The 10,388-nt window shown below is 58.6% G+C and carries 10 protein-coding genes; 2 read left to right on the top strand and 8 right to left on the bottom strand.

Translation table 11 applies throughout. The annotated features are described in order from the left end of the window. Positions 1-49 precede the first annotated feature (49 nt). The 4 genes from CEY11_RS13055 to CEY11_RS13070 are packed head-to-tail and all read right to left on the bottom strand — an operon-like array spanning position 50 to position 3,411. Positions 50-1,240, bottom strand: coding sequence for a CaiB/BaiF CoA transferase family protein (locus CEY11_RS13055; RefSeq protein ID WP_088603842.1), 1,191 nt, complete (start codon positions 1,238-1,240; stop codon positions 50-52). A gap of 4 nt (positions 1,241-1,244) precedes the next feature. Then, a complete protein-coding gene (locus CEY11_RS13060; protein ID WP_088603843.1) occupies positions 1,245-1,766 on the bottom strand; it encodes a MaoC family dehydratase in 522 nt (173 codons plus the stop codon). Continuing rightward, the gene (locus tag CEY11_RS13065; protein ID WP_088603844.1) at positions 1,763-2,920 is read right to left on the bottom strand and encodes an acyl-CoA dehydrogenase family protein; all 1,158 of its coding nucleotides are present in this window, start codon (positions 2,918-2,920) and stop codon (positions 1,763-1,765) included. The genes CEY11_RS13060 and CEY11_RS13065 overlap by 4 nt, the downstream gene beginning before the upstream one ends. Then, positions 2,917-3,411 (bottom strand): MaoC family dehydratase, encoded by a 495-nt coding sequence (locus CEY11_RS13070; protein ID WP_088603845.1) that lies wholly within the window; start codon positions 3,409-3,411, stop codon positions 2,917-2,919. The genes CEY11_RS13065 and CEY11_RS13070 overlap by 4 nt, the downstream gene beginning before the upstream one ends. Before the next feature lie 285 nt (positions 3,412-3,696). Here CEY11_RS13070 and CEY11_RS13075 point away from each other — a divergent pair, with 285 nt between their 5' ends. Next, positions 3,697-4,446, top strand: a complete 750-nt coding sequence (locus CEY11_RS13075) for a GntR family transcriptional regulator (RefSeq protein ID WP_158215303.1) — start codon at positions 3,697-3,699, stop codon at positions 4,444-4,446. Between the two features lie 30 nt (positions 4,447-4,476). Here CEY11_RS13075 and CEY11_RS13080 read toward each other — a convergent pair whose 3' ends face one another. Beyond that, entirely contained in the window at positions 4,477-5,346 is an 870-nt protein-coding gene (locus CEY11_RS13080) for a pirin family protein (RefSeq protein WP_088603847.1), read from the bottom strand. Between the two features lie 321 nt (positions 5,347-5,667). On the opposite strand from CEY11_RS13080, the gene CEY11_RS13085 reads away from it, so the two are divergent. After that, positions 5,668-6,561, top strand: a complete 894-nt coding sequence (locus CEY11_RS13085) for an isocitrate lyase/PEP mutase family protein (RefSeq protein WP_088603848.1) — start codon at positions 5,668-5,670, stop codon at positions 6,559-6,561. Positions 6,562-6,649: 88 nt separating this feature from the next. Here the strand turns inward: CEY11_RS13085 and CEY11_RS13090 are convergent, their stop codons facing one another. From CEY11_RS13090 to CEY11_RS13100, 3 genes are all read right to left on the bottom strand, one after another. After that, on the bottom strand, positions 6,650-8,197 hold the full coding sequence (locus CEY11_RS13090; protein ID WP_158215304.1) for an amidase: 1,548 nt from the start codon (positions 8,195-8,197) through the stop codon (positions 6,650-6,652). 178 nt (positions 8,198-8,375) lie between these two features. Continuing rightward, the gene (locus CEY11_RS13095) at positions 8,376-9,074 is read right to left on the bottom strand and encodes a cysteine hydrolase family protein (protein WP_088603850.1); all 699 of its coding nucleotides are present in this window, start codon (positions 9,072-9,074) and stop codon (positions 8,376-8,378) included. Positions 9,075-9,151: 77 nt separating this feature from the next. Then, on the bottom strand, positions 9,152-10,168 hold the full coding sequence (locus CEY11_RS13100) for a Bug family tripartite tricarboxylate transporter substrate binding protein (RefSeq protein ID WP_158215305.1): 1,017 nt from the start codon (positions 10,166-10,168) through the stop codon (positions 9,152-9,154). Positions 10,169-10,388: the final 220 nt, after the last annotated feature.

Consider the following 10,388-nt stretch of genomic DNA (forward strand, 5'->3'; position numbering starts at 1 on the left):
AAATCTCCTTCGTTTATTGTTTCGGGGACGGTTCCGTTGGACTGATGGCTCAGGACTGCTGCGCCCGCACTCGCGCCAGCACTTCGTCGGTATGCTCGCCCAGTTGCGCTGCGCCATGCGCGATGCGGCCAGGGGTGCGCGATAGCTTGAGCGGGATTCCCACAATTTCCAACGGCTGGTTCAATCCAGGGTGTGCCACGCACGGCAGCATTTCACGGGCACGGAAGTGTGGATCGTTGAATATGTCGCGTGCGTCATAGACTGGGCCGAAGGGGATCTTCCCGCCCAGCAATTCAATGAGTTCGGCCTTGGTATGTCGTACGGTGAATCCAGTCACTGCGGCGGTAATGTCCTCGCGCCGAGCAAACCGTTTTTCGCCGTTGTCGATAGCAGGGTCGTCGCGCAGGTCGAAGCGGTTCATCAATTCGCATAGAGTGCGCCATTGATGCTGTGCCACACAGCCTATCGCTACGATTCCGTCTCTTGCGGGAAACAGGCCAAACGGCGCGAACATCGGATGATGGCTGCCGTCGGGCGAGCAAACGGCCCCCGCATAAGAATATTGATGAACGATCCGCTCGCACAGAGCCAACATCGTATCTACCATGGCGACATCGATATATTGGCCCTTACCACTGCTGTGCCTTTCGTTGACAGCAGCCAAAATGCCGAAGGCGGCGAGAATGCCGGGCATGATATCGCCCACGCCCGGACCAACCTTGACGACGGAATCCTTGTCTTGGCCGGTGATGCCAATGAGGCCGCCCATGGCCTGGGCGACAATGTCGAATGCGGGCCAATTGGCGTAAGGGCTCGCGCCGCTACCTCCGTGGCCATCACCGAAACCCCGTACCGACGCATAGATAAGCCGGGGATTGACGGTAGACAGGGCATCGTAGCCCACACCCAGACGATCCATGACGCCTTCGCGGAAATTCTCTACCACGATATCCGCCTGACATGCCAGTGCCAGAAAATCATTCCGGCCCGCCTTATCCTTTAAGTCCAGCACCACGCTTTTCTTGTTGCGATTGACGCTTTGGTAATAGCCGCCGTGTGATCGCAAGCTGTCTTCCGGGTGGAATGGGCCGAACTGGCGAGTCGAGTCGCCGCCAGGCGGCTCGATCTTTAGAACCTCGGCCCCGTGATCAGCCAGCATCTGGCTACAGAACGGCCCCGCCAGCATTTGTGTCAGATCGAGCACCACCAAGCCCCGCAGGCTACCGAATGCATCTTCCATGGTATCAACCGGCCTTGCGCCTGATCAGCGCCGTGCGCTCTGCTTCGCAGACGATCTGGTCTCGCTGATTTAGGCCCCAGTGCCGGAAACGCACAATACCGGCGTCGGTTCGGCCCGGAGCTGCACTGGCCTCTATGACCTCGCTGAAAGCCGTCAGCGTGTCGCCATGGAAGACAGGAGACTGCAGGCGTAGCTTGTCTAGAAACATTTCGGCGAGAGCATTTTCGGCAGTATCCTGGCTGGCCAACCCAATTACAACCGAGACCGTGATTCCACCAAATACTAGCCGCTGCCCGAACGCCGTACCGACCATAGATTCATGATTGAAGTGGGCTTGGGCCGAATTCATAGTCAGATGGGTGAGCAGCACATTGTCCATTTCGGTGATAGTGCGGCCGCGGGCGTGGGCAAAGCGCCGCCCCGCAGTGAAATCCTCGAAGAACAAGGCTCCGACTTTTTGCGGTACGGGCTCCGCGGGCCGTGCAGCGGGTGTCTTGGCAGGTTCAGGGGTGGTGGCTGGATTCATCGCGCTTTTCCCAGGAGATGGTCGGAAATGATCCGCTGTTGAATTTCGGAAGTCCCTTCGAAGATTTTGGTGAGCCGGGCGTCGCGCCAATATCTTTCAACGGCGAAATGTGTGGTATAGCCGGCGCCACCGTGGATCTGCAGGGCATCGCTGGTAACGGATTCGCTGACTTCGGCCGCGTAATACTTGACCATGGCGGCCTCTTTGTCGCAGCGCACGCCACTATCGATCTTTTCGCATACGGAATACAGCAACTGACGAGCGGCTTCGATACGCGTGGCCATGGTAGCGATACGAAAACGCAGCGACTGGAATTCGCCGATGGGGTGGCCGAATTGCACGCGCTGTTTGGCGTAGGTAATGGCGTCTTCCAGTGCCCCGCGCGCCAATCCGATGGATCGGGCGGCAGTGTGTGCCCGAGCGGTTTCCAGCCCATGAGAGACGTAGTAGAAAGCTTTGCTCAATTCGCCGATCAGGGATTCGGGGCCAACGTAGAAGTTGTCAAAAGCCAACTCCCATGTCTTCCACCCGTAGTAACCGATCTTGGGTATCGGGCTACCTTGAACCCCCGGCGGAAGCTCTCCTCTTGGTTTTTCGACCAGAAATGCCGACAGCCCGTGGTGACGTTTTTCGACGGCACTCAATGGCGTGGTTCGCGCAATGATGACGATGTAATCGGCACCATCGGCAAAGGTACACCAGCATTTCGCGCCGGTGATGCGCCAGCCCTGCCCATCGGGCACGGCTCGTGTAGTCAAGCTGGCTACGTCGGATCCCGCATTGGGCTCCGACATGGCCAATGCGCCAAGAAACTCGCCGCGCGCCATACGCGGCAGCCAGTGCTGTTTCTGCTCTTCGGTCATGCCCTGAGCCACCATGAGTCCGAGGTTGCGGATGATACTGCCCGCACTCATCCACGCGCGGGACAATTCTTCGGTAATCAGGCAGTATTCCGAGCAACCCAGCCCCAGCCCGCCATAGGCCTCCGGAATCAATATGCCGAAATAGCCCAGTTGCGCCATCTGATCGCGCAGCGAAATGGGAATGTCTTCCCGTAGCGGATCCAGCTTGTTAGCGATTGGAAGGACGACTTCAAGGGAAAAATCGCGCGCGGCCTGCTGTATTTGCAGACGCTCGTCGGTCATGAAACTCATGCCGCCACCTCCGCTCGTGCGCGAACCATGTTGGTTCGCATGAAGGTGAGCACGCGCCCCGATTCGGGATCAAACCCTTCGGTAAACCAAGTGACTATACCGAATCCCGGGTTTTTCGCAGACGGACGCTTGCCTTGAACGGTGCTGCGCGCACGCAGCGTGGCGCCCGGATAGACAGGGCGCTCAAATGACAGATTGTCGACCCCGAGAAAAGCGCCGCCGTTTTCGCTGAGATCTTCGACAGTCAGTCCGAATACGGTGGCAAAGACGAGGTACGGCTGGATGGGCATGTCTGGATGTCCAACCGCCTTCGCCGCCAGTCTATCGACATACAGGGGGTTCATTTGCACCGTCAGTGCACTATAGAGCTGGTTGTCTGCTGCCAGCAGGGTACGACCTCTGGCGTGTTCGAAGACCCGGCCAGGGGTGAAGTCTTCGAAATAGTGGCCTTTGCCGGCCACGGGAAACTGCTTGATCTCGTCCGATGTCATCACGTCGTGTCCTACGAAACAGAATGGAATATGTCGCGCTTAAGCAGCTCTTCATCATAATTATTCGGATTTATAAAAATATTATTCGAATAAATTAAAAAGGTCAATGCCATGTCTTGAGAGCACGCAACAAACTTGGAATGGCATAGACAGTGCTTTCGCCTGCGCACTGATAGAAACCTCAGGAGCAGCGGCTTGCTATCGGGGGCTTGCTTGTGAGGGCTACCCTTGGGAGGTAGAATGAACTCGTTCTTATTGTTCTCTCCAGCCCCAGTAGTGCCACTAATGACGCAGCAACGCCTTTCCAGGCAGAAGGCGCCTCGCCATACCGATATCCACCACACACTCACCTGCGAATTGGCCGCGGGCCTTTTCCCTGTGGGCGGACGGTTTCCCAGCGAAGGTGAATTGCAGCAGCGATTCGGGGTAGGGCGCCACACCGTTCGCGAGGCGCTCAAGAGGCTCGCCGATCAAGGCTACATTGACCGGCGCACGAAGAGCGGCACGATCGTACTGGCAACCCAAGCATCGGAACGTTATGTGCAGTCGATCGGTACCATCGAGAACTTGCTGAATTTCGGCGTCGACACTGAATTGCGCTTGCGCAGCTTTGGCTTTATACGCCTGAGGGATCCCGATCTATGCAAGCTCTTGGAGCTTCCGACCGACGAGCGGTGGCTCAGGGTTTCAGGAATTCGGGTTCAGCGCGAAATAGCAGCCCCCCTATGCTATTCCGAGTACTACTTACCTCCGGCATTCGCCATCGATCGTGACGTACTGAAACATCTAGAAGGGCCTATCTTTGCCGCCGTATTGAAACAGTACAGCTTGCAGCTGGATCACGTCGACCAAGAAATCGGAGCAATTGCACTCACCACGGCTGCTGGGGCTTTGCTCCATGCTCCGGCGGGCTCTCCCGGCCTTACTCAAGTCAGGCGCTACTTCGAAAGTAGCGGTAGCTTGATCCAGACAGCACTGAACCTGTATCCTGCCGGACGCTACTACATCCGGAGCCGCATAGAGCGATGGGACTGACCTGCGGCTTCAGCAGCACCTCAGCCGGCCTCAAGCCGCAGGCATGGCGCCGAACCGGCCGCTGTTGAAATCGTTGATCGCCTGCACGATTTCCTGCTGGCTGTTCATGACGAACGGGCCGTAGCCGACGACGGGCTCGTCGATCGGCTCGCCGCTAAGCAGCAGCACCACGGCATCGCCGTTGGCCTCGATCGACACCTCGCTGCCGGCGCGATCCAGCACCACCAGTTGCGACTCGCGAGCGATGGCGTCGCCGTTGACCTGTACCGTGCCGTGCAGCACGACCAGCGCCGTGACCCAGCCGTCCGGCAGCGCCAGCGCGGCCGTGCCGCCCGCGGCCAGCCGCAAGTCCCACACATGCATGGGCGTATGCGTGTGCGCCGGCCCCGCAAGGCCGCCGTACTCGCCGGCGATGACGCGCACCGACCCGGCACCATCGGGCAGGGCCGCCACAGGGATGTCGCCGTCCACAATGGACTGGTAGCCTGGCGCCGACATCTTGTCGCGCGCCGGCAGGTTCACCCAGAGCTGCACCATCTCCAGCTCGCCGCCGCTGCGGGCAAAGGCCGCGGAATGGAATTCCTCGTGCAATATGCCCGACGCCGCCGTCATCCACTGCACGTCGCCCGGGCCGATCACGCCGCCCTGTCCGGTGGAATCGCGGTGCGCCACCTCGCCCTTGTAGACGATGGTGACGGTTTCGAAACCACGATGCGGGTGCTCGCCCACGCCACGGGGCCGCGCGGAAGGCTGGAACTCGGCCGGCCCCGCATAGTCCAGCAACAGGAACGGGCTGAGCTGCTTGCCCAGGCCGTCGTACGAAAACAGCGAACGCACCGGAAAGCCGTCGCCCACCCAGTGGGGGCGCGGCGCGTCACGGACATCAAGAACCTTCTTCATGCATTTCTCCCGCCTAGGCGGGCCCGAGGCGCCGTTTGTCCGGTCTGTAAACCGGGCAAACGGCGCTCGCAGCCCGCGTGGATCATGCTGTAAATATAGGGGCAATGCCCCAGTTCCGGTAGCCCCGGAAATCCAGTTTCAGCGTTCCATGGGTAGAACAATCCAGGGCGCGAAAAACACGAAAATCGATGAATTCCAGCTATGCAATTCGCACTCCGATTCATCGATGACCCCTAGAGCCCGGACTACGCATAGCATTCGGCAAACTGCGCCGCATGGCCTGCGGCGCATCCCCGACATCCATCACCAAGGAAACCCTCCATGTCCGAGCGCCCCACCGCCACCTTCCGCAAGATGATTTCCGAACCAGGCTGCGTCATCCAGCCATCGATCTTCAGCCCGCTGTGCGCGCGGATAGCCGAGTCCGCCGGGCTCGAAGCCATAGGCCTGGGCGGCTACGCCATGGGGGCGCATACGGCGATCTCCGAGCCCCTGATGTCGCTGGAAGAAATTGCGCAGATCGTGCGCGGCGTACGCCAGGTCTCGTCGCTGCCGATCATGGTGGACGGCGGCGCGGGGTTCGGCGACCCAATGCACGTCATGCGCACGGTACGGGTGCTGGAGCAGGCCGGCGCCTCGTCGATCCATCTGGAAGACCAATACTTTCCCAAGCGGGCACGCTACCACATGGGTGTCGAAGAGGTCGTGCCGATGGAAGAAATGGTGCAAAAAATCCATGCCGCCACCGAGGCCCGCAATGACGGCGATTTCGTCATCGTAGCCCGAACCGATGCCATGCGCACGCATGGCTACGCCGAAGGCGTGAAACGCTGCAATGCCTACGTCGAGGCCGGCGCCGACATGATTATGATCTTCCCGGACAGCGACGCAGATACCGAAAACGCAAGGCGCGACATTCCAGGCGCCCCTCTCATCTACGTGAACAGCACCGGCAATAAATTCAATCGCGGCGTATACAGCCGCCAGCAGTTGGACGACTGGGGCTACAAAATCCTGTATGACGCCATCAGCACCGTCAATGTGGTGGCACGCGCGCTCTTCGCGTACTACGGGCACCTGAGCCGCACGGGCGAGCACGGCCTGGACAATGCCGAAATGGTCGAGATCCGCGCCAACGTAGAGCGCACCATCGGGCTGGACGCGCTGTACAAGCTTGAACAGGCGACGCTAGGCGAGATCAAGATGTTCAAGTAGCGGAGAATACTTCCCATATATATAGATATAGCCGCCATATAGCCGCCGAGCGCGTCAGATACGGGCGGCTGTTGCTACAGATGCGAACCTAAGCCAGCGACATCTGGTGTGCGAAAGACAATAATCGGGCTTCCGCCAGCGGCCGGCCGATCACTTGGGCACCGACCGGCATGCCGTTGGCATCCACGCCAATAGGCATGGTCAATACTGGCAGGCCAAGATAGCTGAAGGGTCGCGTCAAACGGGTGATTTCAGTCACCACATTGAACACGCTGCCCTGTTTTTCCATGTCGGCATCGACCCGCAATGGCACGGGAACAGGAATGGTCGGGCACAAAAGAATATCGGCATTCGACATCGGCCCCGCCAAAAACTCCAGAAGCACGCGGGCCCGAACCATCGTCGCCTCAAGGTAACGCACAGCGGGCATATGCAGGCCCGGCTCTGTGCGCGAGTAGACGGCCTGAGAATAGGCATCGGGATCGGCCCGCATCCACTGGCTGTGCAGTGTGGCCGCTTCAACCTTGGAAATAAGGTCACCCATCGCGTAGCAGGCTGACAACTGCGGAAAGCCGGTTTCCCGCACTGTGCCAAAAAGGCGTTCGACACGCTCGACGAAGGCACAAAAGATGGAGGAAATTTCAGGAGAACATGCATCCTTGCCCGCAAGTCCCAGCACCGCGACACGGCTATGTTCAGCGGCAACATCCAACAAAGCGGGGTATTGCGGCACGGCCGCATCCAGTGAGGACGGATCTTCCGGGTCTAGCCCTGCCACCGCCTGCAATACAAGCGCGCAGTCCTCGGCCGTGCGCGCCAAAGGGCCTACGCAGTCCAGCGAAAACGCCCGAGGAAAGCAGCCGCTACGCGAGATTCGTCCATAGGTAGGCTTCAAACCGAACAAACCATGTACGGACGCGGGTAGGCGTATAGATCCGCCCGTATCACTGCCCAAGGACGCAAAAACTGCGCCAGACGCCACCGCCGCCCCCGAACCACTGGAGGAACCACCCGATATCCGGCGAGGCTCCAGGGCGTTGCAGCAGTCGCCAAAAATGGGATTCTGCCCTGTTGGGCCGGCCACCATTTCGTTCATGTTCAAAACGCCCACGGTAATCGCCCCTGCGGCATTCAACAAATGAATGGCACGGGCATCGAGGGCTGCGGGAATCGCAGGGCGGGCTCGAGATCCGATAGTGGCCGCATGGCCGTGGATTTCAAAGCAATCCTTATGCGCCAAAGGAATGCCGTGCAGGGCTCCGCGGCTCTGTCCACGCGCACGTTCCGCGTCGGCGGCCCGAGCCTGAGTCATTGCTTTTTCTGCCCATATATCGATGAAAGCATTCAGGCTAGGCTGGCATTCCGTAGCGCGAGCAATGGCTTTAGCCGTCAATTGCTCGGAGGTAACTTCGCCATCGGCAATCATTTTTGCCGCCTGCGACAGCGTCATATGCCCATTCATCGGCGCCTTTCTGACGACAAGGGGCTCTTGCACATCGCGGGGCAAAGCCGCATCGCCTCTATCTCGCTCATGCAGCAGCGTGCGCTGATAATCAGCCGGTTGGCTGTAGGGGCTGAGGCTGCCGGCATTGGCCCGAACCGCAGAGTTGAGGCGCTCCAGTTCGGCGGCGAGCATCGCGGGATCCGTACGAGACGGAACATCATGCAGGTGAGTCGTGCTTGTCGTCAGATACCTGGTAATGGTTCGCCTCACGGCGTCCTGTCCCTCTCGAACATCTGCGTCGGACGTTTGGGTCATGCTTGCTCCATCAATGCCGGGGCCTTGATTCCCGGCCTGCTACCCTTATTTCGCTCTAAGACAAGGCCTTACCGCCTGGAATTCCATCCAAGTACTGGACAACGTCGGCACTGGACACGACATCGGCAAACTGCCTGTCCATGTCAAACAATGATATGGCGTGGGAAATTGGAATTCGATCGAACACGCCTTCCCGCACGACAATCGTACGAAAATTATGGGATGACGCATCAAAGACGGTTGCCCGCACACAATTGCTGGTCGAGCCACCCACAATGATGAGGGTGTCGATCCCTCGCTCGACCAGATAGCCCAGCAAGGGCGTGCCATGGAACGCGCTAGGTTTCTTCTTGACAAAAACAATATCACTGGAGCCCGCTTCCAGATCAGGCAGAAGTTCAGCCCCCTTGCTGCCTGCCAAGCACCAGTTTTCTGTATCAAGCAAATCGCGTTTGCGGCGATATACACCCATGTCTTTTCCGCTCGGATCAAGTTCGAACGCAGCAAAAAAACATGGCACTTTCCGAGCTCTTGCTGCACGCAAGACTCGCTGTATATGCGGAATGGCCGCAAAGCCAGCCTCGCCGCTGTTCGAGGGCCAATCCATAAGAGCATCGGCCTCGCCGATCATGAACTTTTGAACATCAATAACGACCACCGCCGGCCTGGAACCAAACCCCATCCGGCGCCCGAACTTGGCGCGCCGGATGACAGCGAGATCGGCGTCCGACAAGTACACATCCCACGGATTCATGAGTCTCCCTTCATTGAGCACTACGTGCCCGCATAGCTGTGTCGAAGAGCCCGTGCCTTCTATCAATCAACGCCCGCTCATTTGCCAGCGATATTGATGCCGCTACGCTGGGCAGTCTGGGTAAATATTTTCACATCCTGCTTGAGCTGCGCCATGAACTCGGTTCGGCTGGCAGGAGAAGACTTGGCCCCCAGGGCGGACAGAAATTTTTTGAACTCGGGAAGTGCGACGATGCGGCTTACTTCCTTATTCATCTTGTCCAGGATCGGATCAGGCGTGCCACTCGGCGCAAACAGCCCCCACCAGACGGTCTCTTCATAGTCCAGGCCTGTAGCCTCACGCACCGTAGGCACGGAAGCAAACTCCGGCTCGCGCGCGCGGCCCGTAAATGCCAGCTTCGGCAGCGTAGCCGCCGGCGTGCCCGTAATCGAAGCTAGTGTGGTGATTATGAAATCCAGTCTTCCCGCAACCAAATCTATCTGGGCCGGCCCTATGCCCTTATAGCCAACCGGCTGCATTTTGATGCCCGCCAGAGAACTGAAAAGTTCGGTCAGCAAATGGCCACTGTCGCCAATTCCCGTCGTTCCATAGTTGATCTTGCCGGGATGGGCTTTGGCGTACTTTATGAAGTCGGGCAAGGTCTTGGCGGGGAATCCATTGCGCGTCAGCATCACAAACGGCGCATCGGCGACCCGTGCTACGGCATCAAAGTCCTTCAAGGTGTCATATGGTGGATTCTGCGTAGCGGCGCTGGTAGCCAGCGTTGCCGACACGAACAAGTAGGTATAGCCGTCCGGGGCCGAATGAGCGACCACAGCCGACCCCACCACCCCTGCGGCACCGCCCTTGTTCTCCACCAAGACGCTCTGCCCGAGCGCCACCGATAATTCATGAGCCAGGCGGCGGGCAATAACATCATTACTCCCTCCTGCAGCAAACGGCACCACAATGCGAATAGGCCTATCCGGCCAACTTCCTGCAGCACTCGCATTTACCGGCAATACGAAAAACAAGTACGAAATTATTGCGGCAAGCACGAGTAACACCCTGTGCATGCTTTTACCCGTACGGCCCGCCACACGTCTATTTATCATCGTTCGCTCCTCCATACCCAAGTACTGTTGGCGCCAACACGCACTAGATGGCATTTCGACCGTTCTCAGCAGCGAAATATCAAATCCGATTCCACAGCCATGTCAGCTCAGATAGCTAATATATATAGCGATGTAATTATATCTATGCAAGTTACCGAAATCAAGGCACTGTTAGCCAGCCAAATTACCTGCCTGCTTCGAGCCACCATCACAGAAAGCC

Origin of the sequence: Candidimonas nitroreducens, from assembly GCF_002209565.1 — a bacterium.
Lineage (GTDB): Bacteria > Pseudomonadota > Gammaproteobacteria > Burkholderiales > Burkholderiaceae_B > Candidimonas > Candidimonas nitroreducens.

Bases quoted from the DNA above. Each gene is read 5' to 3' on its own strand.
- CEY11_RS13065 (WP_088603844.1), bottom strand. From the start codon at position 2,920: ATGAGTTTCATGACCGACGAGCGTCTGCAAATACAGCAGGCCGCGCGC.
- CEY11_RS13085 (WP_088603848.1), top strand. From the start codon at position 5,668: ATGTCCGAGCGCCCCACCGCCACCTTCCGCAAGATGATTTCCGAACCA.
- CEY11_RS13090 (WP_158215304.1), bottom strand. From the start codon at position 8,197: ATGCTCGCCGCCGAACTGGAGCGCCTCAACTCTGCGGTTCGGGCCAAT.
- CEY11_RS13070 (WP_088603845.1), bottom strand. From the start codon at position 3,411: ATGACATCGGACGAGATCAAGCAGTTTCCCGTGGCCGGCAAAGGCCAC.
- CEY11_RS13075 (WP_158215303.1), top strand. From the start codon at position 3,697: ATGACGCAGCAACGCCTTTCCAGGCAGAAGGCGCCTCGCCATACCGAT.
- CEY11_RS13100 (WP_158215305.1), bottom strand. From the start codon at position 10,168: ATGATAAATAGACGTGTGGCGGGCCGTACGGGTAAAAGCATGCACAGG.
- CEY11_RS13060 (WP_088603843.1), bottom strand. From the start codon at position 1,766: ATGAATCCAGCCACCACCCCTGAACCTGCCAAGACACCCGCTGCACGG.
- CEY11_RS13080 (WP_088603847.1), bottom strand. From the start codon at position 5,346: ATGAAGAAGGTTCTTGATGTCCGTGACGCGCCGCGCCCCCACTGGGTG.
- CEY11_RS13095 (WP_088603850.1), bottom strand. From the start codon at position 9,074: ATGAATCCGTGGGATGTGTACTTGTCGGACGCCGATCTCGCTGTCATC.
- CEY11_RS13055 (WP_088603842.1), bottom strand. From the start codon at position 1,240: ATGGAAGATGCATTCGGTAGCCTGCGGGGCTTGGTGGTGCTCGATCTG.